This window comes from Streptomyces sp. CB01635, from assembly GCF_002803065.1.
Lineage (GTDB): Bacteria > Actinomycetota > Actinomycetes > Streptomycetales > Streptomycetaceae > Streptomyces.
In genome coordinates, this window is sequence record NZ_NNBL01000014.1 from 119,900 (window position 1) to 146,140 (window position 26,241).

The window sequence follows — 26,241 nt, forward strand, 5'->3', positions numbered from 1 at the left end:
ACTCAGTCGGCGTACCGCGGATGAACCAGGGTCGACGGCGCGAGTCCGGTGATCCTCGAGCGCTCCGCCGCCCGCACCTGCTCGCGCGGCACGGCCCCCTCCGGCAGCGGTCGCGGGCTCGCGAGCTCGAACCCCCAGTCGCTGGGCGCCCGCGTCCCGTCGAGCGTCCGGTCGGGCCCGTCGGCGATCCCGGTGAGCCGGTCCCACGCCCCGTGCTGCCGCCCGGCCGGGGCCGGCGGTTCGCCCGTGCCCACCCAGTACGGCACCGTCCGCAGGCCCGCCGCGCGCAGCGTCGTGTCGACCGTCCAGAACACGCGGGGCCGCGACGACAGCGACCCGGCGTGCACGGCGAGCCGCCCGTCCGGCGCGAGGACCTGGGCCGCCAGGCCGTAGAACTCCTGCGAGTACAGCTTCGTGCTGGCCGTGATCCCGGGGTCGGGCAGATCGGAGATCACGACGTCGTACGGGGTGTGGGGCCCGCGCAGCCATTGGAAGGCGTCCCCGGTCACGGCCCGCACGCGCCGGTCCTGGTACACGTGCCCGTTGAGCGCGCTGAGCGGCGGATCGTTTCTGGCGAGGCGTACGACGCCCGGGTCGATCTCGACGATGTCCACCTGCCGCACCCCCGGGAAGCGCAGGACCTCGCGGGCGGCGAGGCCGTCACCGCCGCCGAGGATGAGCACGCGCGCGTGCGGCCCGGTCATCGCGGGCCGCACCAGGCCCTCGTGGTAGCGCTGCTCGTCCCGGCCGCTGACGCGCAGGCGCCCGTCGAGGTAGAGGCCGAGCGGCTCGTGCTTGCCGCCGGTGAGGACGACCTCCTGTACGCCGGTCTGGACGGCGACGCGTACGTCCCTGCCGTACATGGCCTGCCGGGCGGCCCGCTCGAAGTCGTCCACGCGGACCGCGGCGCAGGCGAGCAGGCCGAGCACGACGACGTTCGCCACGAGCAGCGTCCAGCGGCCCCGGCGCGTCAGGTCCCTGCGGAACAGGCCGAGTACGAGGGCGCCGCCCGCGAGCGCGTTGACCGCGCCGGTCAGCAGCGCGCCCGTCAGCTGCCCGAGCATCGGCAGCAGAAGGAAGGGAAAGGCGAGCCCGCCGACGAGCGCGCCCACGTAGTCGGCGGCGAACAGGTCGGCGACGGCGCCACCGGGGTCCTGCCGCCTGATCCGCTGGATGAGCACCATCAGGAGGGGCACTTCGGCGCCGATGAGCACACCGATGGCGAGGGAGAACCCGACGAGCATGTAGCGCGAGCCGCCCGCCCAGGACCCGCCCCAGTCGCCGGTCCACGCGAACACCGCGTACAGCGCCATCGCGCTGCACCCGCCGACCAGGGCGAGCGCGGCCTCGACCGCGCCGAACCCGGCGGCGGCACGCAGCCGCAGCCGCTTGGCCCCGAGCGAGCCAATGCCCATGGCGAAGACCATCACGGACAGCACGACGGACGCCTGGGTGACCGAGTCGCCGATCAAGTACGAGGCGAGCGCCACCAGTTCGAGTTCGTACACGAGTCCGCAGGCCGCGCAGAGGAAGACGCCCGCGAGGACGAGGAACCGCCCCGTCGCCGGTTTCACGGGAAGGGGCGCCACGGGAAGGGGCGCCCTGTCCTCCTCGCTCCGGGCGCGCGGGACGCCGGTCTGGACGGGGGTGCGCGGCTCGATCACCTTGCGAACGCTACGTCACCGCACCACTCCGTCCAGTCACCCACACGTGTGGAAGTGGGTCCGCGCGCGCATGAGTTGCAGCCCATGGCGTCACGGCACCGCAGCCGGGATCCGCACGCCCACCCGGGTCCGGGTGACGACGAGTTGACCCTCCTGCGGATAGGCGTGCCAGGTGCGCCAGTGCACCTGGCCCTCCTGCCGGTGGGCGAGCAGTGCGGTGAAGGCGTGCGGGCTGCCGGGGAACACCCCGGCGAGGCCGTTGGGATGGTCGGACACCAGCGCGATGAGCTCCTGGGCGCGGCCCGCGAACGAGCCCTTCGAGAGGGTCTCGACGTGTGCCGCGAATTCGTACTCCCAGTCGCCCATGCGCTTGGCGACGCCGAGCGGTAGCGGGGTGCTGCTGCCCGGGATACAGGCGACGGTCTCGGAGCAGGTGCCGCGCTCCTCCTCCAGGAGTACCTGGTGCGAGGCGCCGAGGAGCCTCAACTGGAGCTGGGCACCGGCGAGTTCGAGGTCGAGCGTGGCGAGCGCGGGCAGCGGTTCGCGGCCGAGAGCCCAGGCCAGGTCGTCCGCACGCGTGTCGGTGTAGGCGGTGTTCAGGGTCGTGAGCATGGGTCGGCTCCGCTAACACGCAAAAGGAAGGTGAGGCCGGCGCTGAAGGGGAGGGCCGGCACGTGCCCACGCGAACACACGAGGGCCGCTTTGACGGTTAAGAGAGAATCATGAACAGAGGCGCCGCCACAGGGTTTTTACCCAACTTCGCCGGGTTTCCATCCCCTCCGGGGACCCCACAGCTCAACTGTTCAACTTCTCTCGGCAACTTGCGTACCGTTCCCGCGCAACGGACCTTTCCGGGCGCATATGGCGCCCTGTTCGTCGCACGTTTCTACGGCTGACACACACATACGTACGGCCCACGCGGACCGGCTGCCCCGTGTCAGCCGCCTCCCTGTGGGCCGTACGTGTCCTCGTGGCGCGGTCAGCTTCCGCCGCCGCCGCACCCGCCCCCGCCGCCGCCGCCGCCGCAGGAGCTGCCGCCCCCGCACGAGGATCCGCCGCCGCAGGAGTGCCCGTGGTGTCCGCCGGAGCCGCCCGACGAGCAGGAGGCCCCGCCCGCCGCACCGCCGCCGCCGGCCCACCAGCTGCCGCTGGAGCGGGACGACCGGCCCTTGCTCAGTGACGTCTTCCCGCTCCGTGCCTTGCCCGAGCCGCCCGCGGACGACACGGCCACGACGATGCCCACGACCACAAGTACAAAGATGATGGCTCCGATGATCACGGCCCTCACCTTCCTCTCATTCCCCCGAGAACGCCCCCGTCGGGCGTGATTCGGGGATTCCCGGGCCCGCGCCCCTTCAAAGCAGAGTTGAGGAACTCCAGAGGTTCGGCGCAGGATGGCGGCCATGACCTCCAGCGCGCGCCCCCTGCTCAACCGCCGTCTCGCCGAGTTCGGGACCACGATCTTCGCGGAGATGTCCGCGCTGGCCACGGCGACCGGCTCGATCAACCTCGGCCAGGGCTTCCCCGACACGGACGGCCCCGAGGAGATCCGCGAGGCGGCCGTGCGGGCGCTGCGCGACGGCCGCGGCAACCAGTACCCGCCGGGCCCCGGCGTCCCCGAGCTGCGCACCGCGATCGCGGCCCACCAGGAGCACCGCTACGGTCTGACCTTCGACCCGGACCGCGAGGTCCTCGTCACGGCCGGCGCCACCGAGGCCATCGCCGCCTCGCTGCTCGCCCTGGTCGAACCCGGCGACGAGGTCGTCGCGCTGGAGCCGTACTACGACTCGTACGCGGCCAGCATCGCGCTGGCGGGCGGCACCCGCGTCCCCGTCACCCTGCGCCCCGACGGCGGCGCCTTCCGCCTCGACCTGGACGAGCTGCGCGCCGCGGTCACCGACCGCACCCGCCTCCTTCTGATCAACACCCCGCACAACCCGACCGGCACCGTCCTCACCCGCGAGGAGCTCACCGCGATCGCGGCCCTCGCCGTCGAACGCGACCTCCTGGTGATCACGGACGAGGTGTACGAACACCTGACGTTCGGCGACGCCGGGCACATCCCGCTCGCCACGCTCCCCGGCATGCGCGAGCGCACGGTGACCATCGGGTCGGCCGGCAAGACTTTTTCGTTCACGGGCTGGAAGGTCGGCTGGGTGACCGCGTCCCCCGAGCTGGTCACCGCGGTCCGCTCGGCGAAGCAGTTCCTCACCTACGTCGCGTCCGGCCCCTTCCAGTACGCGATCGCCGAGGCGCTCTCGCTGCCCGACTCGTACTACGACGCCTTCCGCGCAGACATGAGCGCCAAGCGCGACCTGCTCGCGGACGGTCTCGCGGCGGCGGGCTTCGAGGTGTTCCGGCCCGCGGGCACCTACTTCGTCACCACCGACATCCGCCCGCTCGGCGAGAGCGACGGCTTCGCGTTCTGCCGCGCGCTGCCCGAACGCGCGGGCGTCGTCGCCATCCCGAACGCGGTGTTCTACGACCACCGCGACGCGGGCGCCCCCTTCGTACGGTTCGCGTTCTGCAAGCGGATCCCGGTGCTCGAAGAGGCGGTCGACCGCCTCAAGAAGCTCGCCTGACGCCGGCCGGGACCCGCTTCCCGAGGCGTGACGCGATGCGCGCGTGATCCAAATGGGACGGTTGTGACCGTACCCACGCGCGGCTCTTCGTCATACCCTTGCTGGCTCGGGCAGCGACAGTACGACCGCTGCCGCGGGACGCGTGAGGGGGACACGTGGAAGTGGCTCGACCAACTGCGGACATCTATCCGGCGGACGCCACCCGGTGGCAGAACCGCTCCGACGGCCATGCCTGAGCGCCCGTCCCCGTACCCGGCCTTTCCCGCGAGCGAAGAGCAGCTCGTGGAGGCGCTGATGCGGGTGTCCGTCATGGAGGAACGGCTCAGCCGCAGGATGTGCGTCGAACGGGCGCTCCACCGGCTCGGACAGCGCCTGTCCGTGACCGAGTTCGGCGAGAAGAAGCCGCACATCGTCGAAATGGTCCGGGTGTTCGGCGCAGTGCCTCACGGCTGGCTCCGGCTGGTGGAGGCCGTCCGGTATCTGGCGGACGACGATCTGGCCTCGCTCCAGGCGTCCGCCCTCGTGGAGTCGCCGCTGCCGCCGGCCGGCGACCCGGCGCAGCGGGCCGCGCTCGACCCGCTCCTGAGCGGCCTCGACCGGGGCTCCGTCCCGGAGCTCGCCGACCTCTTCCGCCATGTGGCCGGGGACAGCTTCGGGCCGCTGCCGAGGACGACCAGCACGGCACGCGAGGCGTACGAGCTCCTGGAGCAGTGCAACGTTCCCCCGGACGGGATACCGAGGAGCGTGCGCTTCCTGAACGAACTGGCGTATCTGGTCGGCCCGGAGCGCGGCGACCCGCTCAGGGTCTGGCTCAGCAGCCACATCCGCTCCCTCGCCGCCCCGGGAGTCGAGGGGCAGCGCCTGCTCGACGCCGTCCGCACCTCCACCGGGACCTGGCGAAGAGACCCCGGCCGTGAAGCCTTCCTGGTGATCCGGCTCCAGCCGTTGACCGAGTCACCCGACCGTGTCGCACTCACCTGCTGGACGAGCACCGGAAACGCCTGGGAGCCGCGCCAGCGGGACGACCGGGAACTGCGCCTGACGGAGGTGCCCGACTGGGTCGCCACCCTCGTCGACCGGGAGGAAGAGCGGCTGCGCAACCACCACGGCGGCATCGTCGTCGAGTTCATCCTCTCCCTGGCGATGGCGAACACGCCGGTGGAGGACTGGACCCGGCCGACCCCCTTCGGGCCGCGGCAGCCCGGCCTCGGCAGATCGACCCCGTACACCCCTCCGCTGGGCATGGACTACAAGGTCGTCATACGCAGTCTGGAGCGGATGGAAGCACGCCAGGTACACCGGGTGTGGAACGCGCGCTGGGAGGTACTGAGGAGCGGGGGCGAGGGGCGCGTGCACCGGTGCGAAACCGGCGCCGGATCCCAACAGCAGGTGCTCTACGCCAAGTTGAAGCACAATCAGGCCATTGTGCTGATGACTCTGGGGTCGTCGCCGGACGAGGAACACGGGCTCAGCGAGCTGACGCTCGGCCTCCAGGCGGGCCTGCCGGTGCTGCTCTGGGCTCACCAGGGACCGCTCGACGACAGCGAACACGCGGAACTCCACAGGGTCGCCGAAACGGGTGCCTGGGACGACTTGTTGGAGACAGTCACGCGCTTGCGCTTCTCTCCCGGAACACGCGACGATGGGAGAGAGGGTTCCATCGACTCTCGTATCGCTGTGCTGTGGGACGATCCGAGCCGCCTTCCCGAAGTACCGGAATCAGCGAGTTGAAGACTTCCAGTCCAACCCGGTGTTCGGGACAGGGCAGTTGGGGAGTACGGACGTGCACCGACCGGGCACGAACCAGGGTGAGGGGGAACGGTCGATGGCCGACAGGGATCCGCACGTTCCGGCACAGGCCGACGGCGCCGCGGCCGACCCCGGCGCATGGCGCATCTACCGAGGCACGGCGAGGCCCCGCGGCAAGGACCCCGTGTCCCGCGAGTTACCTCCGCCCCCGCCCTGGCGCCGCTTCACCGGCGCACCCCTGATCTCCGGTCCGCCCCCGGGCGACGAGGACGAGTTCACCCGCCGCCTCGGCCCGCCGGACGGCGCCGTCGTCCGCAAGGCCTCCGAGCAGGAACTCGATCTGGTCAATGCCGCGCTGTTCCTGCGCAGGCCGCTGATCGTCGCGGGCCCTCCCGGCATCGGGAAGTCGAGCCTCGCCCACTGCATCAGCCGTGAACTCTCCCTCGGCCGCGTCCTGCGCTGGTCGATCACCAGTCGCAGCACCCTCAAAGAGGGCCTCTACGCCTACGACGCCATCGGCAGAGTGCAGGAAGCGGCCACCCGCGGCGCCCTGCGCGGCGCGGAACCCGGCTCCGACCCCGGCGATCCGGCACCCGACCCGGACGGCCTGAACAACCTCGGCGACTACGTCCAACTTGGCCCACTGGGCACGGCGTTGCTGCCCCGCGAGATCCCCCGCGTCCTGCTCATCGACGAGTTCGACAAGTCCGACACGGACCTCGCGGGCGACCTGCTGAGCGTCTTCGAAGAGGGCGAGTTCCGCATCCCCGAGCTGGCCCGCGTGCGCTCCAGGCTCCCCGACGCCGAGGTGCACACGGACGACCCGGACGGCACGGCGGTCATCCACCACGGAGCGGTGCGCTGCGCCGCGTTCCCCGTCGTCGTGATCACGAGCAACGGCGAGCGCACGCTGCCGCCCGCCCTGCTGCGCCGCTGCCTCTACCTCGATCTCCCCGCGCCCGACGCGGGCCAGCTCGCCGCCATGCTGGCGGCGCAGCTCTCGCAGGACGACGAGGGGCGTACGGCGATGATCCGCGACTTCCTCAACCACGCGAGGACCGGCGGCTCGCTCGCCGCGGACCAGCTCCTCAACTCGGAGTTCCTGCGCACCACGCCCGCGGGCCCCGACCAGGGGTCCATGAGCACGCTGTTGCACGCGCTGTGGCGACGGCTCGACGAGGTCGGCACTGGATGAACCGGTCGCCCTCCCACGGCGGCGTGGCGGGTGACGGTATCGGGCCGGGTGCCGCATCGCTGGCCGAGGCGTCCCCGCAGCCGCACTGGTACGAGGCGGGCGAGGTCCTGTGGCTCGCCGCGCAGCGCTGGCTGCGGCTGAAGGACGCCCGGCGCGGCAGGCCACAGCCCGGCGCTCCCCCCGAACTGCCCGAAGCGCCCGAAGAGGGGCACCCGCGCCCCGAGGACGTGGACGCCCCCGTGCCGGAGCTCACGGAGCAACCCGTAGAGCAGCCGGCGCCCCCGCCCGGGCCGTCCGCACCGGCCCCTGACCCGGGTGACCATGTGGACTCGCTCCTCATGAGCCTCGGGAACGGCTTCGCCCTCGACCGGTCGCGGGAGATCGAGAAGGCGCTGAATCCGCTGAAGCGGCGCATCGCCTCCCGGAGCCAGGTCTTCCTGAACGAGGAGGCCACCGCCGAGCTGCACGCCGAGACCGGCATGTGGCTGCCCCAGCTGGAGCCGGGCCAGGAACGCTGGCTGACCGTGACGCTCCTCGTGGACTCCGGCGACTCGATGCGGCTGTGGTCGCACACCGCCCAGCGCCTCGCCGAGACCCTGCACTGCTCCGGCGCCTTCCGCGACGTACGGACCGTGCGCTGGCAGCAGGACGGCGCAGGCTCCGAGGTCGCCGGCGACACCGACGGCCGGCATCTGGTCCTCGTCCTCACCGATCTGCACGCCGACCACTGGGGCGACGGCAGCGCCCGGCGCAGGCTCGCCCGGTGGGCCCGCACGATGCCCGTCGCGATCGTCCATGTGCTGCCGGAGCACGTCTGGGCCAGGGCGGGCACGCAGACCAGCAGCCTCCGGCTGACCAGCCCGCGCCCCGCGTCCCCCAACAGCGCCTGGACCGACGAGCCCGTGGGCCTGGTCCTGCCCACCGCCGAGGCCGACGGGCCCGACGGCTTCGACGGGGTGCGGCTGCCGGTGGTGACGCTGACCCCCGAAGGGCTCGGCGGCCTCGCCCGCTTCCTCGCGCACGACAGCTCGGGCGGTTACACGGTGCGCGTCCTGGACCGGACGCCCGGCGACGAGACGGCCGTCGCGCGCAGGCCCGCCGCCGCGCTGCCCGCCGACGTCCAGGTCAAGACCGTGCGGGCCCAGCTCTCCCCCACCGCCTACCACCTGGCCCGCCTCTCCGCGGCCGTCCCGCTCAACCTCGACGTGCTGCGCCTGCTCCAGGAAGGGCTGATCCCCGGGGCGCGGAACTGGCACGTGGCGGAGCTGCTCCTGAGCGGACTGCTGCGGCGCACGGAGGCGGAGCCGGGCGAGGCCGCCGGACCGGGCGTCGAGCTCGAATTCGACGACGGCGTGCGGCGGGAGCTGCTCTCGGACGGGACGCGCGGCGAGACGGCCCGCGCGCTGATGCTCGCCTTGGACCATTTGGCGGTCGCCGTACCGGCGTACGGGGAAGGCGTCGCCCTTCTGCGCGAGCCGGATCGCGCACGGAGTGTCTCCATGGAAGGTTTACGGCCATGGATTTCGTCTATTCTGCCCGCATTCGCGGCCATGGCAGGACCGCACGCCACCGCCGCCCGGGAGCTTGAGGCACGCCTCGACGAACCTCCACCCCGGGTGACCACAACCTCCGGAGAACACAGTCGGTTAGGCGGTGGGGCCGAGCCCACCGCCCCGGAAGACACCGGCAACGAAGAAAGGGTCGAAGTAGTGAGCGGCTTGCAGTCCACCCAGGCCGGGGCAAGGGGTGACGCGCTGCAGAAGCCGCCCCCCGTCTGGGGCAACGTCCCTCCCCGAAACCGTGCCTTCACCGGCCGCGTCCAGCTCCTGGACGACCTGCACCGCAGGCTCCAGGAAGGGACCACCGCGGTGCTCCCCGAGGCGCTCCAGGGCATGGGCGGCGTCGGAAAGTCCCAGCTCGCGGTCGAATACGTGTACCGGCATCTGCACGAGTACCAGATCGTGTGGTGGATCCCCGCCGAACAGCCGCAGCAGATCCGCCAGTTCCTCGTCCAGCTGGCGGGCCGGCTCGGCCTGAACGTCGGCAGCGGCGAGGCGAACACAGCGGTGCCGGCCGTCATCGAGGCCCTGCGCGTCGGCGAGCCGTTCAAGAACTGGCTCCTCATCTTCGACAACGCGGAAGACCCGGAGTCCGTAAGAGAGTTCTTCCCGACCAACGGTCCGGGCCGCATCCTCGTCACCTCACGGAACTCGCAGTGGGCCTCGTCGGCGCGTCCCCTGGAGGTCGACGTGTTCACCCGCGAGGAGAGCCGTTCGCTGCTCCAGATGAGGGCACCGAGCCTGGACAACGCGACCGCGGACCGGCTCGCCGAGACCCTGGGCGACCTGCCGCTGGGCATCGAGCAGGCCGCCGTATGGCTGGCCGAGACGGGCATGCCCGCGGACGAATACCTGCGCATGTTCGAACAGCAGGCCAACGAGCTGATGGTCAGCGAACCGCCCGTGGACTATCCGCTGTCCGTCGCCGCCGCCTGGAACGTGTCCCTGGACCGGCTGCGCAAGCACCACCCCGCGGCTCTTCAACTCCTGCAGATGTGCGCCTTCTTCGCGCCCGAGCCGATCTCCCGGCGCCTGCTCACCGGCGTCCGCGACGCCCCCGTGCCCCCGGAGCTCAGCGCGGCACTCAGTGACCCGATCCGGCTCAGCCGCGCCATCCGCGAGATCAACCGGTACGCGCTGGCGCGCATCAACCACGAGACCAACACCATCCAGCTGCACCGACTGGTCCAGCGCGTCCTCATCAACCAGATGACGGAGCCGCTGAAGTCGCAGATGCGCGCCGGCGCCCACCGGCTGCTCGCCAAGGACGACGCCGGCGAGCCCGACAAGTCCCACCGGTGGCAGCAGTACGGCGACCTGCTGCCGCACGTCCTCAACAGCAGGGCCGTCGAGTCGACGGACCCGTGGGTGAGGAATCTCGTCCTGAACGAGATCCTGTACATGTACTACTGGGGCGACCACCAGGGCTCCCTCGACCTGGCCAGGGAGACGTACACCACCTGGCGCGAGGCCGACGGGGACACCGCCGAGCACGTACTCAACGCGGCCCGGATCTACACGAACTCCCTGCGCATCCTGGGCCGCTACTCGGAGGCGTACGAACTCGACCAGCGGACGCTGGCCGGGATGACCCAGGTCCTCGGCCCCGAGCACGAGTCGACGATCGACATCACCAGCATGCTCGCCTGGGACCTGCGGCTGCGCGGCGACTTCCAGGCGGCGCTCGACCTCGACAAGCACGCCTTCGAGACCTGCGAGCGCCTCTTCGGGCCCAACGACCCCTCCACCCTCCTCAGCGCCCACCGGCACGCGCTGAACCTGCGGTTCATCGGGCACTTCCGGGCGGCGCTCGCGCTCGACCGCATGACGCACGGCCGCAAGGTCGCCGAGCTCGGCGAGAACGCGGTGTCGACGCTGTCGACCCTGGCGGCGGTGACGTTCGACCTCCAGGAGGGCGGCGAGTACCTGGCGGCCCGCGACCAGGCGCGCGACGTCGAGGAGCGCTTCCGCAACACCGTCGGCGACAGCCACCCGAACACGATCTCCGCGATGCGGGTCCTGTCGGTGGCCGAACGACGCGCCGGACAGCACGCCCTGGCCCTGGAGCTCTCGGGCCGGGCCCTCGTCATGTTCCGCACCCGCTACGGCGACCTGTACCCGCAGACGGTGAACGCGCTGGCCTCGCACGCCATCGACGTACGGCACAGCGGCGACCTCGCCCGGGCGCTCGAACTCGGGCAGGAGGGGTACGAGGGGTACGAGGCGCTGCTCGGCGCGCGGCATCCGCACTCCGTGGCGGCACACGTCAACCACGCGATCTGTCTGCGCCTCGCCGGGCGGACCGAGGAGGCCCGCGCGAGCGACGTGGACTCGCAGGAGAAGCTGATCGAGCTGATCGGCGAGGACCACCCCAACACCCTTTCCTGCACCGCGAATCTCGCCGCCGACCTGTTCGAACTCGGCGAGATGCAGGCTTCGGCGGACATCGCCACGAGGGGGCTCGACCTGTGCCGCACCCACCTCGGCGAGGACCACCCCATCACCCTCGCCACAGCCCTCAACCTCTCGCTCGGGCTGCGCCAGCTGCGGCGTGACGACGAGGCGGACGAGCTGTACGCCGACACGGCCGAGCGCTACGGACGCACCCTCGGCGAGGACCACCCGGCGACGGTGGCGGCCGCGGACGGCAGGCCCGCGAACTGCGACATCGACCCGCTGCTGATGTGACGTCGGCTGTATCGCGCCGACCCCGCCCGGGACCCTTCCGGGCGGGGTCAGCGCTGTGGCACGTCCGTCGCGGCCTGCGCGGTGAGTCCGGGGATCCGCGCGGTCCAGCGGGCCAGTACCAGCGGGTCGGGCGTCTGCGCGCCGCGGGCCCGCGCGTCCAGGGCGAGCGCCCGCACCAGCTCGGGCCGGTGCAGCAGGGCCGTGGCCGGGCCGTCCTCGCCGGAAGCCTCCAGGGCGAGGCCGAGGCCGACCCAGGCCGGGCGGGTCCCGGGGGCACCGGTCAGGACGGCGCGGTAGCGGTCGACGGCCCGTGCCGTGTTCGCCGACCCGCCGCGCAGGAGGCACATGTCCGCCTCCAGGAGGTCCGGGGACCGGTCCACCCCGGAGAACCGGGCCCGCGTGTCCGGGGTGAACGTTCCTGCGTCGGCGAGGTGCAACCGCCGCATCTCACAACGGAGTTCGGGCAGGCGCGGCGGCGGGTCCGTGCGCAGCCGGGACAGCGGGGCGGTCGCCTCCTCGCCGGGGCCGCCGCCGAGGCGGTGGTCGGTGAGCAGACGGGTGGCTGCCGGGTCGGGCGCGAGGTTGTGGCTGCACCACGTGGCGCGCAGATCGGCGAGTTCGGCTTCCGCCGGGGCGAGGGCCTCGGCCGGTACGTCCTCGTCGGCCCACGGAGCGGCCTGGCGCGCCATCCCGTCGACGAAGCGGCGGCCCCACGGGGTGAGCCCGGGCTGGGCGGACAGCGTGCGCAGGGCGATGGCCACCGCCTCGCGCCACACGGCGAACTCGAAGTGCGCGAGGGCGGCCCGGGGTCCGGTCAGGGCGTGCCGTTCGGTGCGCCAGAAGCCGGCGACGCCGGTGAACGCGTACGTGCCGTGCAGCAGGCCCCACGGCGGGCGCGGGTCGCTGCGCCAGGGCGCGTAGAGCAGCGTGTCCTGCCGTGGTCCGCGCGCCGCCCTGTCGACGAGCTGGATCTGGTGGCTCAGGGCGTTGAGCACGGAGTGCCGTGACTCGTGGACGAGGGTGACGGCGAAGTCGACGGCGTCGCGCGGCAGGGAGACCAGCGCGCTCCCGAACGCCTCGGCGTACGAGGCGCTGGAGGCGCGGAAGCGGGGTGCGCCCGGCAGGGGCACGAGCGAGCTCAGGACGAGCGGCACCGTGCGGGCCGCGTCCGGGTGGCGGGCCCCGAGAAGGCGTGCCGCGTCGTGCAGATGCCGCTGCCAGGTGTCCGACTCCGCGTCGGTGAGCGGGGCCGGGGGCGGCCAGGGGGACCGGAAGTCGCGGTAGGGGTCGGCGTCGTCCAGGAGGACGCCGGGGCCCGGCTCGCGCGGGGTCCAGCTCAGCAGGCGCGCGGGGTGCCAGCCGGGGGCCGGCAGGTGCGGGGCGGCGGGCAGTTCGAGGGCGTGCGGGCCGAGCGTGACGCGGGCCGTGCCGTGCCCGTCCGTCTCGAGAGTGGCGACGTCGTGGCAGCGGGAGGCGTCATCCAGTACGGCGTGCCCCACCGTCGGCAGGATCACCCTGCCCGCGCGGGCCGGTACGCGGACGCGCGCGGGAAGTCCCGCCCGCAGCGCGGCCGCCGCGGCGAGCGCGTGCGCGTAGCCCGCCTCCCGCCACAAGGGGGGCTCCCCGGGCCGGGGCCCGGCGCCGCCGGCCCGCAGCCGCCCGAGCAGGCGGACCGCCCAGACCCCGACCGGCGGGTGCCCGAGCACGCTCGCCACCGCCTGCGGATCGTGGGCCTCCGCACCGGCCAGCAGCTCGAAGGCGTGCGCCAGCGGGGGCAGCGGTCCTGCGCTTTCTTCCGTCTCGCGTTCCGCGGCTACCAGGGCCCGCAGCATGAGCATGCGGCGGCTGCGCTCCGCCGCCGCGATGCGGGTCGCGGTGGGTGCGGTGATGCGGCCGGTGGCGATGGCCTCCAGGTCGGCGACCGGCACGTGGTGCCGCGTCAGCACGGCAGGGCAGGACAGTCGGGCTCGTCAGACAGGTCGCACGGGGATGCCGGCTCTGGCGGCTCGGGCGGCCCGTGTTCGTGCCGAGGCTCCTGGGGAGCCGTGCCGACGTGCTGTCGCGGGCTGAAGTACGGATTCCCGTCCCCGCCGCCCACGACCTGCCCGACAGCGTCCTCCGTCAAATGCTCGAGCAGCGCGTTCTGCGCCGCCGCCACCAACGGGTCCCTCAGTGCCATGGCCTCCTGAAGGCCCCAACGGCTGAGATCGACAAGTCCGGTCTCGATGTCAGTCGTAGAAGTCCTCACGTCAAACTTCCCCCTGTCGGCTCCCGCTCGCGGCCCCGCGGCGCAGACCCACCTCCTTCCCATAGTGGCCCGTGGTCAGCCGCGCCGAAAGGGGCTCCGGTGGCCATCAAGGCTTGAATTGTTCGATTCATGTCCGGGGGAGACGGCATCCGGTGCCGCGGCCAGCCGTTGGCCGGGGGCTCAACTGGCGTGTCCTGTGGGGAAATTGGTGCGACGCGACGGTACGGGTCCCTGCCTCGGCCACTTACACCGCTTCTGTCGTACAGAGGCACATTCCTGACGCACCGACATGAGGCCTCTCCGCGCCCCGTTGTCACGCAGCCGCGCCGACCGTCCGTCATCGGCACCCGTGCGGACCCTCCCGGCTCGCGCGCCCCGCGCGGTGCCCGCAGGGTGCGGAGATGTGACCCAGCAGCAACTTGCCCCGGCCCCCGCCACCGTCCCCGTCGCGGAGCCCGGCGCCGGACCGCGTTCCCGCTCGGCCCGGCTCAGGGCTGCCGCCCCCCTGCTCACCGCACTCGGCCTGTTCGCCGTGGTCCGGCTCACCGGTGTCGCCGCGATGAGCCTCGCCGCCTCACTGACCGGAAAGCGCCCCGCCGTCCTGCTCGGCCGGTCCTGGGACTCGCTCTGGTACCTCAGGATCGCCGCGGACGGCTACGGCCGCTCCGTCCCCTACAAGCCGGGCATCATCTTCAACGACCTCGCGTTCTTCCCGCTCTACCCGGGCCTGGTCCGCACGGTGCGGACCGTGCTCCCCCTCAGCGGCGGCGCCACCGGCATGCTCATCGCCTGGACCGCGTCCCTGGCCGCCGCGGCCGGGATCTACGCGATCGGGGTGCGCCTGCACTCCCGGCCGGTCGCCATCCTCCTCGTCCTGCTGTGGGGACTGCTGCCGCACTCCGTGATCCTCACGATGGCGTACACCGAGCCGCTGCTCACCGCCTTCGCCGCGTGGTCCCTGTACGCGGTCCTGACCGGCCGGTGGATCTGGGCGGGCACGCTCGCCTCGCTGGCCGGAGTGTCCCGCCCCAACGGCTTCGCGGTCGCCGCCGCGGTCCTCGTCACGGCGGCGTACGAGGTGATCGACAAACGCGGCAGAAACGTTTCCCACAGGCTGTGGACAGGCGCGGCGATCGCCCCGATCGGCTGGACCGGGTACGTGCTGTGGGTCGGTGTCCAGAGGGGCGATCCGCTCGGCGGCTACTTCGCCGTGCAGCGGGCCTGGGGCTCGCGCTTCGACTTCGGCGTCGGCGCGCTGCGCGTCGTACGGCATCTGCTGCTCAAGGGCGACCCCCTCGTCTTCCCCATGACGGTCCTGATCGTCGCCGCCGCGGTGCTGCTGTTCGCACTGCTCATCGCCGAGCGGGCGGCCCCGCTGCCACTCATCGTCTACAGCGGCGTACTCCTGCTCATCGCGCTCGGCGGCGCCGGCTTCTTCCCGTCCAAGCCGCGCTTCCTGCTGCCCGCGTTCCCGCTGCTGCTGCCGCTGGCCCTCGCGCTGGCGCGAACGGCGAAAGCCCGGCCGCGCAGCGCCCTCCTGGTGGTGGGCGCCCTGGCCGGGCTCTCACTTGCGTACGGGACGTATCTGGTCGCGTTCGCGCACAGGCCCCTGTAGGCAGTTACGGAAACTGCCTACTCGTCGTCGGACGGCTTCTCGTCGTCGGCGGCGGAGTCCACGGCCTGCTCCAGGCCGAGCTGCTCGACCAGCCAGCGGTCGAACTCGATGGCGGCGCGCACCCAGCTGACCGTCGACGACACGAAGTGCTCCAGGCTGACGCCCGTACCGATGAGCATCTGCGCCTCACCGATGAGGCGGACCGTGCCGTCGTCGTGGGTGTGGCTGTAGACCTTGGGCCACAGGGTGCGGCGGTTCCAGTCGTCGATGGTCTCGAGGAGCGCCGGCTTGGTCTCGAGCTCGTGCGGGCGGTCGTAGAACGTCCGCACCGAGAAGACCTGCTGGTCGTCCTCGCCGCGGAACATGAAGTAGGTGCGGAACTCCTCCCACGGAGCCGCGAGGTCACCCTCTTCGTCGAGGACGTACTTGAGCTCCATCTGCTCCAGGAGCTGCTTGACGAGGTCCTGATCGGGGACGACGGGGCCCGCCGGTCCTGAGCCCTGCGGCTGCTCGGGCTGTCCCCCGAAGTTCGGAATCGAGGACGGGTCGATGCTCACGTGCTTGGTCCCTTCGTACGGATTCCGCCATCCTCCCCCATGCCGGGTGGGAAGTGACAACCCCCGACCGGTTGGATCGGCCGAGTTGTGTCCCCGCCCCGGCCCGGCATCGGCTTTCGCCCTGCGTCACAGCGTCTTTCCGGTGGCCGGGCCCACGATCAGGCCGCCGCCGAAGGCGTCCACGCAGACCGTGTCGCCGTCGGTGACCTCGCCGGAGAGGATCTCCTTCGCGAGCCGGTCGCCGATCGCCGTCTGCACGAGGCGGCGCAGCGGCCGCGCGCCGTACGCGGGGTCGTTGCCCTCCTCCGCGAGCCAGGCCAGGGCCGCGTCGGAGACGTCCAGGGTGAGCCGCCGCTCGGCGAGCCGCTTGGCGAGCCGGCCGATCTGGAGCTTCGCGATCCGCTCCAGCTCCTCCTTGTCCAGCGCGGAGAAGACGACGAGGTCGTCGAGCCGGTTGAGGAACTCCGGCTTGAAGGACGCCCGTACGACGTCCAGGACCTGCTGCTTCTTCTGCTCCTCGCTCGTCGTCGGCTCCACCAGGCTGTGTCCGCTCAAGAATTGACTGCCGAGGTTCGAGGTGAGCACGAGGATCGTGTTGCGGAAGTCGACCGTGCGGCCCTGGCCGTCCGTGAGGCGCCCGTCGTCGAGCACCTGGAGCAGGACGTCGAAGACCTCCGGGTGCGCCTTCTCCACCTCGTCGAGCAGGACGACGCTGTACGGGCGCCTGCGCACCGCCTCGGTGAGCTGGCCGCCCTCCTCGTACCCGACGTAGCCGGGCGGAGCGCCCACGAGACGCGCCACGGAGTGCTTCTCGCCGTACTCGCTCATGTCGATGCGGATCATGGCCCGCTCGTCGTCGAACAGGAAGTCGGCGAGCGCCTTGGCCAGCTCGGTCTTGCCGACGCCGGTCGGGCCGAGGAACAGGAAGGAACCGGTGGGCCGGTCGGGGTCGGCGATCCCGGCGCGCGTACGGCGCACGGCGTCGGACACCGCGCCTACGGCCTCGCTCTGCCCGATCAGGCGCTTGCCGAGCTCGTCCTCCATCCGCAGCAGCTTCTGCGTCTCGCCCTCCAGGAGCCGCCCGGCCGGAATGCCGGTCCAGGCCGCCACCACATCCGCGATGTCGTCCGGGCCGACCTCCTCCTTGACCATCGTGTCGGCCTTGGACGCCTCCACCTCTTCCTCCGTGGCGGCCGCCAAGTCCCTTTCCAGAGTGGGGATCTCGCCGTAGAGGAGCTTGGAGGCGGTGTCGAAGTCACCGTCGCGCTGGGCACGCTCGGCCTGGCCGCGCAGCTCGTCGAGCTTCTCCTTCAGCTCACCGACCCGGTTGAGGGACTGCTTCTCCTTCTCCCAGCGGGCGGTGAGGCCGCGCAGCTCCTCCTCCTTGTCGGCGAGGTCGCGCCGCAGCTTCTCCAGGCGCTGCTTGCTGGCCGGATCCGTCTCCTTGGAGAGCGCCAGCTCCTCCATCTTCAGCCGGTCCACGGCGCGCTGGAGCTCGTCGATCTCGACGGGTGACGAGTCGATCTCCATGCGCAGCCGGGACGCGGCCTCGTCCACGAGGTCGATGGCCTTGTCCGGCAGGAAACGGGACGTGATGTACCGGTCGGAGAGCGACGCGGCGGCGACGAGCGCGCTGTCGGCGATCTGGACCTTGTGGTGGGCCTCGTACCGGCCCTTGAGGCCACGCAGGATCGCGATCGAGTCCTCGACCGTCGGCTCGGCGACCAGCACCTGCTGGAAGCGGCGCTCCAGGGCCGGGTCCTTCTCGATCCGCTCGCGGTACTCGTCGAGCGTGGTCGCGCCGACCATGCGCAGCTCGCCGCGCGCGAGCATCGGCTTCAGCATGTTCCCCGCGTCCATGGACGAGTCGCCGCCCGCCCCGGCCCCGACGACCGTGTGCAGCTCGTCGATGAACGTGATGACCTGCCCGTCGCTCTCCTTGATCTCGGAGAGCACGGTCTTGAGGCGCTCCTCGAACTCACCGCGGTACTTCGCGCCGGCGACCATCGCGCCCAGGTCCAGCGAGACGAGCCGCTTGTTCTTGAGCGACTCCGGCACGTCTCCCTTCACGATCCGCTGGGCGAGCCCTTCGACGACGGCGGTCTTGCCGACGCCTGGCTCACCGATCAGGACGGGGTTGTTCTTCGTACGGCGGGACAGCACCTGCACCACACGCCGGATCTCCTGATCGCGCCCGATGACGGGGTCTAGCCTGCCCTCGCGCGCGGCGGCGGTGAAATCGGTGCCGAACTTCTCCAGGGCCTTGTACTGGCCCTCGGGGTCGGGTGTGGTCACCCGGCGCCCTCCCCTGCTCTTCTCGAAGGCGGCGAGCAGCTTCTCGGCGCTCGCCCCCTGTTCCGTCAGTACGTCGGCGACAGTGCCGCCCTTCGCGGCGATGCCGATGAGCAGATGCTCGGTGGAGAGGTACTCGTCCCCGAGCCCCTCGGCGCGCTGCGCCGCGTCCGCGATGACCGCCAGCAGGTCCCGGTTGGGTCCGGGCGGCGCGACGGTCGAGCCGGTCACGCTGGGCAGCGCGCCGAGGACCCGCTCGGCCCCGGACCGCACAGCGGCCTGATCGGCATCGACGGCCGTCAGCAGGTCCGTGATGTTCTCGTTTTCCTGCCCCTCAAGGAGTGCCAGAAGCAGATGCGCGGGAGTCAGATCCGCGTGCCCTCCGGACACGGCCCGACTGGTGGCCGCGTTGATCGCGTCCCGGCTCCGGTTCGTCAGCTCGGCGTCCACGTGCGCACTCTCCTCCTTGCGTATACCTTTCCAGCACACTGACCCTGCCAGCATACACAAAGTTGAGTCGATTCCACTCAAGGGTGCGAGGCGGGTACCCCCGGGCGGGATATGTCCTGGAACGGGGATATCTTCCGGAGCATGGCCAAGCGGAACGACCCCCTGAACCCGGACCCGGCCTTCCTCGGCTTCTGGCGGGAACGGCACCTGTGCACGCTGACGACCCTGCGCCCCGACGGCACCCCGCACGTGGTGCCGGTCGGCGTCACGTACGACCCGGAGGCGGGCCTCGCGCGGGTGATCGCGAACAAGTCGAGCGCGAAGGTGTCGCACGTGCTCGCGGGGTCGGGAACGGCGGAGGGCGGGGCCCGGGTCGCGGTCTGCCAGGTCGACGGCCGGCGCTGGGCGACGCTGGAGGGCCTCGCGGTGGTCCGTACGGAGCCGGACCGCGTCGAGGAGGCGGTACGCCGGTACGCGGAGCGCTACGAGCGCGTGCCCGCACCCAACCCGGACCGGGTGGCCATCGAGATCATGCTGACACGGGCGACGGGAAACGGGTCGCCCGCGTAACGGTGGCACAAAGCTGCAGCGGCGTCACCGTGTTCAGGTCCACGGTGACGCCGCTGCGGGGGGAAGCACCTGCGCGATCTACAACGACGGGGGAATCGCGTCAGGCACTGCGGGGGGTGGCTGAGGCTGTACGCGGAACTTCTGGTCCCGCCTCCCGATCCAGCTGGTGGTCACGCTGGTCGAGGTTGACGAAGACCATTCCGTATCTGACGGCACACCGCACAGGCTGCGGGGCGCCCCGAGGGCGGCGAAGACACCGGTAGGCCCGGATCTCCTCGTCGTCGAACTCGTCCCGCACGACGACGATCGGCTCACCGAACAGGGTGACCATCAACGAATCGCCGCGATGAGGAATCGCCGTGGCGAGGTCGATGAAATGCCACCCGGACCGGTAGGCGGTCGCCATCTCACGGCGAAATGTTCTGTCGTCGGGGGGTGTCGTCATACGGCCGCGTCCACGGGAGCGACACTCCAGGAAAGATCCGGAGGCGCGATGTTCTTTCCGGCGGACGCGTGAGTGGCGGGTGTGCCACTCCAGGAGAGGTCCTGGGTGCTGAGCACACCGAAAGCCAGACCGGCGGAGAAGGCAACAGCCATCACCGAGCGAAGCATTTTCTTGCACATAGTGGGCTTCGTCCTCACTTCCATGGCTTCTCTCCCCCGACTCACTAGACGATGGCTCATTCGGCCATCCAAACACCACAGGATCGATGCATCATGTTCCTGCACGTTCAGGACCCTGGGGGGTGGATCTATGGCCATGAATGACACATATCGGACACATCCTCATGCCACGACTGAACTGTGCGACGAGGGCAGGCGGTTGTACGCCAATGCGCTGCGTTCCGGACGCATCGCCCGAAGCGAAGTGACGGCCGCTCCCTGCCTGATGGATTTCGCCCTTCTCCACCCAGACCCGGATGACGCCAACTGGCTCCGCCCGCTTCCTCCCGCCGCCGCCCTGGCACAGCGCCTCCACCCCATCGAACGGGAAATCCAGGAGCGAAGAAGCCTGGCGGTCGAACTGACCGAATACTTCGAGCCATTCATGGCCATCAGCGCGCAGGATCGGCCCACGACGCACGCCGTCACCGTGCTCGAAGGAATCAACAGGATCAATTCGGCCATCGAACTCGCCATCGCAGAGTGCCAGTCGGAGATCCTCACGGTCCAGCCCGGCGGCGGCCGCAGCGAGCATTCCCTGACGGAGGCGCTCGAACGGGGCCAGGCGGTCATCGCGCGCGGCATCACGATGCGCACGCTCTATCAGCACACGGCCCGGCACAGCCAGGGAACTCTCGTGTACGCCGAGCACATGGCCAAGGGGAACGTAGAGATACGCACTCTTGAGGAACTCATAGAGCGGCTGATGGTCTTCGACCGGACCGTCGCGTTCATACCGGTCCCCGGAGACCACCCGGTCGCCCTGGAACTCCGGCATCCGGGCCTCGTCGAATACCTGGCCAAGGTCTTCGAGCAACTGTGGCGCCGTGGGGTCCCCCTCCTGGAGGAGACCCCCTACGCACCCCCGACCGACGGCATCACCGGAGTCCAGCGGTCGATCGCCAAGCTGCTCATCGAAGGCCACGTGGACGAGGCGATCGCCCGCCGCCTCGGCATGAACGTCCGCACCTGCCGCGCCCACATCGCCAAGCTCGCCGCCGCGCTCGGCAGCGGAAGCCGCGCGCAACTCGGCTTTCTGATAGCGCAGTCGGGGATCCTCGACCAGGATCACTGAATGTCGAAGGAGGAGAGCCACACGTGACCGCCGAGGTCCATCCCCATGGAGTCGAGGAGCTGTGCGCGGCCGGCTCGCAGCTGTACGCGCGCGCTCTGCGAGAGGGCCGTATCCACCGCGAGGACGCCGACCCCACGCCCTGTCTTCTCGAATTCGGTCTCCTGCACACCGCCGCCGACGACATCCAGTGGCTCACACCCGTCGCGCCGGCCGTGGCCCTGCCCGGTCTCCTTCGCACCATAGAAGACGAGATCGCCCAGCAGCGCCGCCGCGAAGCCCGCCTGGCAGAGGCGTTCGCGCCGCTGATGGCCCTCGACGCACAGCGCGCCGCCGTCCCCCACGCCCCCATGCTCACGGTGCTGCTCGGCTTCCAGCGCATCAACGACGCCATCGGCGAAGCCATGGCGGAGTCCGAGGCGGAGCTGCTCACCATCCAGCCCGGCGGGAACCGCCCCCCGACACTCCTGGCCGCGGCCCTGCCGCGCGAACAGGAAATGCTGGCCCGCGGCTGCCGTATGCGCACCCTCTACCAGCACACGTCCCGTCACTCGCCCGCGGTGCTCGCCCACTACGAGCAGTTGGAGGGCGACGTCGAGGTCCGCACCCTGGACGAGGTCACCGAACGGCTCATCCTGCTCGACAGGAGCGTCGCGTTCATCCCGGCGAACCCCGACCGCACGGTCGCCCTGGAGATCCGGCACCCCGCCCTGATCGCGTACCTGGTCACGACCTTCGAACGGCTGTGGCGCCTGGCCACCCCCATGTTCCCCGACACGGGCCGGGGGACCCCGGTCACGAGCGGTGTCCCCACCCGTCAGCGGACCATAGCCGGGCTGCTGATCGAGGGTCACAACGATGCCGTCATCGCCGAACGCCTGGGCATGAACATCCGCACCGTCCGCGTCCACATCGCCAAGCTCGCCAGCACACTCGGCAGCGACAGCCGCGCCCAACTGGGCTATCTCATCGGTCAGTCCGGAATACTGGAACAGGACCGCTGACCTCAGGTCCAGCACTCCGGGTCAAGGCCCGCGTCGGTGTGGAGAACCGCCGCCCGGCGTGGGTGGCCTCGATCGGCGCGGGTGAACCCGTCGCTACGTTCGACGCGCGCCTCCCGGAGGGCACGACCGTCACCGGCAAGCCCGCCGGCTGCGACGAGACGGGCACCCACCAGCACACGTGCCGGCCCCCGAGCCTGCCTCTGGAGAAGACCGGTTCGACGTTCGGCTTCGTCCCGCGCGTCGACCGCGTCGTGGACGGCGGCGCGAAGGGTCCGGTCGCCACGCGGAACGACGACCCGGACCTGCGCATCTCGACGTGCGCCCCTCAACCGGCCGGCCTCGCGGCCGAGTTCACGATCCGCCACAGTTGAGCGGACACGGCGCCCCGCACCAAGGGGAGGGGCGCCGTACGATCTGCCGATCCGCCGGCCTACTTCAGCCCGATCCGCGCACAGTCCGTCGCGTACTTCGTCGTGCAGATGTCCCCGACCTTGTAGATCCCGTCCCTGACCACCGTCGACTTGATGTTGCTCTGCGTCATCGGGACGACCTGGACCAGGAGCGAAGGGACATCCGGGGTGGTCGGGCTGTCGACCCGGTCCTTCGTGAGCGCGTCGAACTCGATGTTGCGCTGCTGTGCGATGAGGACGGCCATCTGCGCGGCGGTGGACGCCTCTTCCGGGTACGGCTTGTAGACCGTCATGTACTGGTCGCCCGCCACAATGCGCTGGACGGCGGCGAGTTCGGCGTCCTGGCCGGTCACCGGCGGGAGGTCGGTGACACCGGCGGCCTTGAGGGCGGTGATGATGCCGCCCGCCATGCCGTCGTTCGCGGAGTAGACACCGGCGATGTTCCGCGCGCCGATGGCCTGGATCGCGCCCGCCATGTTGGCCCGCGCGTTCTCCGGCTTCCAGTCCTTGGTGTCGTACGACTTCGAGATCGTCACCTGGTCCTTGAGCTCGGCCAGGGCGCCGTCCTTGTAGAGCGCGGCGTTCGGGTCGGTGACCGAGCCGTTCATCATGACGATCCGGCTGTTCTTGGACGCCTTGCTGCCCAGCGCCTTGAGGAGCGCCATGCCCTGCACATGGCCGACCTGGTCGCTGTCGAACGACACATAGCCGTCGACGGGGCCCTCGGCCAGGCGGTCGTAGGCGATGACGGGGATGCCCGCGTCCTTGGCCTTCTTGACCGATCCCGCGATGGACTTGGAGTCGACCGCGTCCAGGATGAGTACGTCGACCCGGTCGGCGATCATCTGGTCGACCTGTCTCTCCTGGCGCTTCGCGTTCTGTTCCGCGTTGGCGTAGAGGACACGGCCCTTGCCGCTGGTGAGGCCCTCGACTTCCTTCTTGATGTGCGGATAGTCGAACTTCTCGTAGCGGGCGGTCTCCTTCTCCGGCATGAGGACGCCGATCTTCAGGTCCTGGTTCTGCCGGGCGGACGCCTTGCCCGCGGAGTCACTCTCCGGCTCGAGCCAGCTGCTCCCGCACCCGGTGAGAGCCACTGCCATGGCGGACGCAACGCCGACAACGGCGGCGCGCTTCGTACGCGGATTCACTTTCCATACCTCCCTGAAGTGACCGCGTCGTTGCGGCCGAGGTGGCTGGAAGCCAACTCCGCCTGAAACACAGCGTCAAGAGGTGAATCCGTAACGACTCGTAATCGGGTCCATGCGTTCCGGAGATGAACCCGCCCATACTCCGGGTAACCCCAGTAGCCGCAACCGTCACAGCCGTCCGCCCCGACCGCGCCCGGTCCCTTCGGTGAGCAAAGTCACGGTTCCCCCATGCTTCCTCCGCACCCTGTTCACGCCACCGCCGCTTCGGCGTCCCGCGCTGACCCAACTGCAACCTCGTGTCCCAAATCTGCCCGTCACTGCCTCCGGGCAGCAGACCCGGCCCTCCCCTTCACGAACGCGCAGGTCATCTGCGTGACGCCCTGCCGAGGGCCGCACAACTGACGGACATAGGCGGGTAATCGGCAGAATGCGGCCATTACGCCCCCCTCTCGCGGGAGGGCAGCGCCCCGCGCCGCACGCGGGGTCTGAGCGTGCGACGGGCCGGCCGTCGTGCCCGCCCCGGCCTCGGTGAATCTCCTCGCCCCGTACCAGGCCGCCGGGCAGAGCAGTTCGCGCAGCGGCACCGACCACTGGTTCACCGTGCAGGGAACCGTCGTCATCGGGTCCTTCATCGGTGGCACCGTCGTCGGCGGCTGTCAGGACTCCGCCGCCCGGATCGGCCGGCGGCACGGCACCTGGTCGGGATGGCCCGTTGCACCGGGCCTGCGGATGTGGTGCCTCGTGCGCCCGGCTGGAGCACAGGCACAGGCACCGGCACCGCGCCGCCCGGCGCCGCCTTCGTCACCCCTTCGGCGGCCCCTGCGCCGCCGGTCGGGCTCGCCGTACGCTGCCGGCCTTCCGCGGCACCGTACGGTCCCGCTCCGCCCCGTCCGGCGGCGACACCGTGCAGGTCCTCGACGGCACGGAGCGGCTGCGCGGTCCCCACGCCGGCCCCTGCCCTCCCTGGCGGCGATCACCTCCTGCGCGGCCCTCGCCATCGCCGTGCGGGAGGCGTCGGGGCGGCGCCGAGGGACACACGAAGGGGCCTGGAGGCCGACGACTGTCGGCCTCCAGGCCCCTTCACGCATGCGCGTATCCGTTGCGCCTACTGCTCCGGCGCCCGCTTGGGCCGCCACACCACCAGCGCGCTCGTCTGCTGGACCTCCTGGTACGGGACCAGGTCCCGCCGGTAGGAGGCGTGAACGGCCGCCTCGCGCTGCTGCATCGCCGCCGCCGCTCCCTCGACCGCCGTCGAGAGTTCCGCGACCCGCTGCTGAAGCGCCGCGACCTGGTTCTCCAGTTCGATGATGCGCTTGATGCCCGCGAGGTTGATGCCCTCGTCCTGCGACAACTGCTGCACCTGGCGGAGCAGTTCGATGTCGCGGGCCGAGTAGCGCCGGCCGCGGCCCGCCGTGCGGTCCGGGGAGACCAGGCCGAGACGGTCGTACTGGCGCAGGGTCTGCGGATGCAGCCCGCTGAGCTGGGCGGCCACCGAGATGACATAGACCGGACTCTCGTCGGTCAGCTCGTAGGCCCTGCCAACAAAGGAACTCTGTCGTCGACGGCCGTCCATACGCTCATGCTCCCTTCGCGGCCTGGAACAGTTCTGCCCGCGGATCGGCCTCCGCAGTCGCCTTCCGGTACGCCTCGAGGGCGTCCTTCGCGGCGTCGGTCAGATCCGTGGGGACCGCGACCTCCACCGTGACGAGCAGATCGCCGCGGGTGCCGTCCTTGCGGACGGCGCCCTTGCCGCGGGCCCGCATCGTCCGCCCGTGCGGCGTGCCCGGGGGCAGCTTGAGCGTGACCGGAGGCCCGCCGAGCGTGGGGACCTTGACCTCGCCGCCGAGCGCGGCCTCCGGGTAGCTGACCGGGACCGTGACCGTGAGGTTGTCGCCCTTGCGGCCGAAGACCGGGTGGGAGTCCACGTGCACGACCACGTACAGGTCGCCCGCGGGGCCGCCCCGCTCGCCCGGCGCTCCCTTGCCGCGCAGCCGGATGCGCTGGTTGTCCGAGACACCGGCCGGAATGCGGACCTGCATCGTCCGGGAGGACTTCGCACGGCCCGACCCCTTGCAGACCTCGCAGGGGGTCTCCGCGATCAGGCCGCGGCCCTTGCAGTCCACGCACGGGTCGGTCAGCGAGAAACCGCCGCCGCCGCCGCGCGAGACCTGGCCCGTGCCGACGCAGGTCGGGCACACGCGCGGTGTGCCGTTCTTGTCGCCGGTGCCGGAACAGGCCTTGCAGGGCGCCTGCGACGACATGCGCAGCGGCACCGTCGCCCCGTCGACCGCCTCGGTGAAGCTGAGGGTGACCTCGGACTCGATGTCCTGACCGCGGCGCGGCTGCGTGCGCGTGCCGGCGCCCGCGCCGCCCCGGTTGAACAGGCCGCCGAAGACGTCCCCGAGTCCGCCGCCGAACCCGCCGGCACCCCCCGCCGTACCGCCCTGGGCGCCGCCTCCGAAGAGGTCGCCCAGGTCGAAGTTGAAGGAGCCGCCGCCCGGCCCGCCCGGCCCCGGACGGAATCCGCCGTTGCCGAAGAGGGCGCGCGCCTCGTCGTACTCCTTGCGCTTCTTGGGGTCACCGAGGACATCGTTCGCCTCGGAGATCTCCTTGAAGCGCTCCTCCGCCTTGGCGTTGCCCTTGTTGGCATCGGGGTGGTTCTCACGGGCGAGCTTGCGGTACGCCTTCTTGATCTCGGCGTCGGTGGCGTCCTTGGGGACGCCGAGGACCTTGTAGTAGTCCTTCTCGATGAAGTCCTTCGTGCTCATCCTCGAC

At 71.1% G+C, this 26,241-nt stretch carries 19 protein-coding genes; 9 read left to right on the forward strand and 10 right to left on the reverse strand.

The features are described from left to right. Positions 1-2: 2 nt before the first annotated feature. The 3 genes from CG723_RS28785 to CG723_RS28795 form a co-directional block, all read right to left on the reverse strand. Entirely contained in the window at positions 3-1,664 is a 1,662-nt protein-coding gene (locus CG723_RS28785; RefSeq protein WP_442802597.1) for a polyamine aminopropyltransferase, read from the reverse strand. Positions 1,665-1,754: 90 nt separating this feature from the next. After that, on the reverse strand, positions 1,755-2,276 hold the full coding sequence (locus CG723_RS28790) for a DUF2617 family protein (protein WP_100596410.1): 522 nt from the start codon (positions 2,274-2,276) through the stop codon (positions 1,755-1,757). A gap of 367 nt (positions 2,277-2,643) precedes the next feature. Beyond that, on the reverse strand, positions 2,644-2,943 hold the full coding sequence (locus tag CG723_RS28795) for a hypothetical protein (protein ID WP_199841929.1): 300 nt from the start codon (positions 2,941-2,943) through the stop codon (positions 2,644-2,646). A 115-nt stretch (positions 2,944-3,058) separates the two neighbouring features. Between CG723_RS28795 and CG723_RS28800 the strand changes: the two genes are divergently transcribed. From CG723_RS28800 to fxsT, 4 genes are all read left to right on the forward strand, one after another. After that, positions 3,059-4,246: a pyridoxal phosphate-dependent aminotransferase gene (locus tag CG723_RS28800; protein WP_100596412.1), complete on the forward strand. Its 1,188-nt coding sequence runs from the start codon at positions 3,059-3,061 to the stop codon at positions 4,244-4,246. A 228-nt stretch (positions 4,247-4,474) separates the two neighbouring features. Continuing rightward, a complete protein-coding gene (locus tag CG723_RS28805; protein WP_159032569.1) occupies positions 4,475-5,977 on the forward strand; it encodes a VMAP-C domain-containing protein in 1,503 nt (500 codons plus the stop codon). A 94-nt stretch (positions 5,978-6,071) separates the two neighbouring features. Then, on the forward strand, positions 6,072-7,190 hold the full coding sequence (locus tag CG723_RS28810; RefSeq protein WP_100596414.1) for a MoxR family ATPase: 1,119 nt from the start codon (positions 6,072-6,074) through the stop codon (positions 7,188-7,190). Beyond that, positions 7,187-11,437 carry an FxSxx-COOH system tetratricopeptide repeat protein gene (gene fxsT / locus CG723_RS28815; protein ID WP_100596415.1) on the forward strand — a complete coding sequence of 1,417 codons (4,251 nt, stop codon included), beginning with the start codon at positions 7,187-7,189 and terminating at the stop codon, positions 11,435-11,437. Before CG723_RS28810 ends, fxsT begins: the two co-directional genes overlap by 4 nt. 47 nt (positions 11,438-11,484) lie before the next feature. Here the strand turns inward: fxsT and CG723_RS28820 are convergent, their stop codons facing one another. Then, positions 11,485-13,383 (reverse strand): HEXXH motif domain-containing protein, encoded by a 1,899-nt coding sequence (locus CG723_RS28820; RefSeq protein ID WP_100596416.1) that lies wholly within the window; start codon positions 13,381-13,383, stop codon positions 11,485-11,487. 705 nt (positions 13,384-14,088) lie between these two features. Between CG723_RS28820 and CG723_RS28830 the strand changes: the two genes are divergently transcribed. After that, positions 14,089-15,300, forward strand: a complete 1,212-nt coding sequence (locus CG723_RS28830) for a hypothetical protein (protein WP_442802598.1) — start codon at positions 14,089-14,091, stop codon at positions 15,298-15,300. Between the two features lie 17 nt (positions 15,301-15,317). Here the strand turns inward: CG723_RS28830 and CG723_RS28835 are convergent, their stop codons facing one another. Both CG723_RS28835 and clpB read right to left on the reverse strand, forming a co-directional pair. Continuing rightward, positions 15,318-15,857, reverse strand: a complete 540-nt coding sequence (locus CG723_RS28835; RefSeq protein ID WP_100596418.1) for a YbjN domain-containing protein — start codon at positions 15,855-15,857, stop codon at positions 15,318-15,320. Positions 15,858-15,983: 126 nt separating this feature from the next. After that, complete coding sequence (gene clpB, locus CG723_RS28840) at positions 15,984-18,599, reverse strand: ATP-dependent chaperone ClpB (protein WP_100596419.1); 2,616 nt, start codon at positions 18,597-18,599, stop codon at positions 15,984-15,986. Positions 18,600-18,740: 141 nt separating this feature from the next. Between clpB and CG723_RS28845 the strand changes: the two genes are divergently transcribed. After that, the gene (locus CG723_RS28845) at positions 18,741-19,169 is read left to right on the forward strand and encodes a pyridoxamine 5'-phosphate oxidase family protein (RefSeq protein ID WP_100596420.1); all 429 of its coding nucleotides are present in this window, start codon (positions 18,741-18,743) and stop codon (positions 19,167-19,169) included. A 100-nt stretch (positions 19,170-19,269) separates the two neighbouring features. Here the strand turns inward: CG723_RS28845 and CG723_RS28850 are convergent, their stop codons facing one another. Then, positions 19,270-19,614 carry a hypothetical protein gene (locus tag CG723_RS28850; protein ID WP_100596421.1) on the reverse strand — a complete coding sequence of 115 codons (345 nt, stop codon included), beginning with the start codon at positions 19,612-19,614 and terminating at the stop codon, positions 19,270-19,272. Between the two features lie 309 nt (positions 19,615-19,923). Here CG723_RS28850 and CG723_RS28860 point away from each other — a divergent pair, with 309 nt between their 5' ends. From CG723_RS28860 to CG723_RS28870, 3 genes are read left to right on the forward strand one after another with little or no spacing between them, the layout of a single operon-like run. Next, on the forward strand, positions 19,924-20,907 hold the full coding sequence (locus CG723_RS28860) for a helix-turn-helix transcriptional regulator (RefSeq protein WP_100596422.1): 984 nt from the start codon (positions 19,924-19,926) through the stop codon (positions 20,905-20,907). A gap of 23 nt (positions 20,908-20,930) precedes the next feature. Further along, positions 20,931-21,908, forward strand: coding sequence for a LuxR C-terminal-related transcriptional regulator (locus CG723_RS28865; RefSeq protein WP_100596423.1), 978 nt, complete (start codon positions 20,931-20,933; stop codon positions 21,906-21,908). A 38-nt stretch (positions 21,909-21,946) separates the two neighbouring features. Beyond that, positions 21,947-22,279 carry a hypothetical protein gene (locus CG723_RS28870; RefSeq protein WP_159032570.1) on the forward strand — a complete coding sequence of 111 codons (333 nt, stop codon included), beginning with the start codon at positions 21,947-21,949 and terminating at the stop codon, positions 22,277-22,279. Between the two features lie 59 nt (positions 22,280-22,338). Here CG723_RS28870 and CG723_RS28875 read toward each other — a convergent pair whose 3' ends face one another. From CG723_RS28875 to dnaJ, 3 genes are all read right to left on the reverse strand, one after another. Then, on the reverse strand, positions 22,339-23,466 hold the full coding sequence (locus CG723_RS28875) for a substrate-binding domain-containing protein (protein ID WP_100596425.1): 1,128 nt from the start codon (positions 23,464-23,466) through the stop codon (positions 22,339-22,341). A gap of 1,105 nt (positions 23,467-24,571) precedes the next feature. Next, positions 24,572-25,039, reverse strand: coding sequence for a heat shock protein transcriptional repressor HspR (locus CG723_RS28885; protein WP_100596427.1), 468 nt, complete (start codon positions 25,037-25,039; stop codon positions 24,572-24,574). A 4-nt stretch (positions 25,040-25,043) separates the two neighbouring features. Further along, positions 25,044-26,234, reverse strand: coding sequence for a molecular chaperone DnaJ (gene dnaJ / locus CG723_RS28890; protein WP_100596428.1), 1,191 nt, complete (start codon positions 26,232-26,234; stop codon positions 25,044-25,046). Positions 26,235-26,241: the final 7 nt, after the last annotated feature.

Coding starts and splice junctions, on each gene's coding strand:
- CG723_RS28790 (WP_100596410.1), bottom strand. CDS start 2,276: ATGCTCACGACCCTGAACACCGCCTACACCGACACGCGTGCGGACGAC.
- CG723_RS28800 (WP_100596412.1), top strand. CDS start 3,059: ATGGCGGCCATGACCTCCAGCGCGCGCCCCCTGCTCAACCGCCGTCTC.
- CG723_RS28805 (WP_159032569.1), top strand. CDS start 4,475: ATGCCTGAGCGCCCGTCCCCGTACCCGGCCTTTCCCGCGAGCGAAGAG.
- CG723_RS28810 (WP_100596414.1), top strand. CDS start 6,072: ATGGCCGACAGGGATCCGCACGTTCCGGCACAGGCCGACGGCGCCGCG.
- fxsT (WP_100596415.1), top strand. CDS start 7,187: ATGAACCGGTCGCCCTCCCACGGCGGCGTGGCGGGTGACGGTATCGGG.
- CG723_RS28845 (WP_100596420.1), top strand. CDS start 18,741: ATGGCCAAGCGGAACGACCCCCTGAACCCGGACCCGGCCTTCCTCGGC.
- CG723_RS28850 (WP_100596421.1), bottom strand. CDS start 19,614: ATGACGACACCCCCCGACGACAGAACATTTCGCCGTGAGATGGCGACC.
- CG723_RS28860 (WP_100596422.1), top strand. CDS start 19,924: ATGGCCATGAATGACACATATCGGACACATCCTCATGCCACGACTGAA.
- CG723_RS28885 (WP_100596427.1), bottom strand. CDS start 25,039: ATGGACGGCCGTCGACGACAGAGTTCCTTTGTTGGCAGGGCCTACGAG.
- dnaJ (WP_100596428.1), bottom strand. CDS start 26,234: ATGAGCACGAAGGACTTCATCGAGAAGGACTACTACAAGGTCCTCGGC.